Origin of the sequence: Mesorhizobium sp. M2A.F.Ca.ET.042.01.1.1, from assembly GCF_003997405.1 — a bacterium.
GTDB lineage: Bacteria > Pseudomonadota > Alphaproteobacteria > Rhizobiales > Rhizobiaceae > Mesorhizobium.
In genome coordinates this window covers 1-849 of record NZ_RZRX01000605.1, presented here as the reverse complement: position 1 = coordinate 849, position 849 = coordinate 1, and the positions used below count along the sequence as shown (strand labels likewise).

The window sequence follows — 849 nt, the reverse complement described above, 5'->3', positions numbered from 1 at the left end:
GAAAAGACGGAACGTTAGCACGGAGTGCTGAAACTGGTATCTGGAGATCGCTTGGCTCTTCACTTCTGGCTCGACGGCATCGCCCAACGCCGTGCAAGGTCTACGTCAACTCAATGGCTGGATGGGATCACTTGCGCCATACCGCATGGCCCAGGCGGCATGCGGTACGGCTTTGCATGGCCGACGGATGGATCGACGATTACAACGAAATCCATCCGGTGAATCTGCTTTGTTGCTGGCCTTGGCTCTGAATCGGAGCCGGCAAGCCTGATGACAAGCACGCCCAACCGATGAACAAGGAGATTGCCAAAGGCCGACTTGCCGATGAGCGCTTGGAAACCTTTCTCTGCCGCCTATGGAAGATCAGCCCCCGTGTGAGGCGACAGAGAAGTTCATTCCGTGGTCGACGATTTCTTTTGTCACATGTCCGACAAAGTCGGACATGTGACAGGCAATACAAGCCCTATCCTGTTCTTCAAATAGGATGTTCTCCGTGGCACGGTTTATGCTCCGATATCGGCAAACACGTCGCCGACTGGGGAGAACCCTCCGTGACCACACTCACCGACCATTCTGCTTCCGACTTCTCAGGCGAAGTTCCGATGAGCCGTATTGCGCATGAGAGATTTGAATTCTCCGATGCCGATTGGCAAGAGCGTCATGCCGTTACACACATTGACCAGTTGCGCGAATGGATGGCAGGTGACGCCGACGAGACCCTGTTGCGAGACGTTGAGCTCGGACTAGAGCGCGCACCGATGGCGATGCGGATCACGCCGTACCTGCTGAACTTGATCAATTGGTCGGACTTCCTCCAAGACCCAATCCGGCGACAATTCATTCCCATTG

General features: G+C 55.1%; 1 pseudogene. It reads left to right on the top strand.

Annotated elements, in window-relative coordinates:
* Window positions 1-551: 551 nt before the first annotated feature.
* A pseudogene (locus EOA23_RS35125) lies at window positions 552-849 on the top strand (hypothetical protein); the annotation flags it as partial.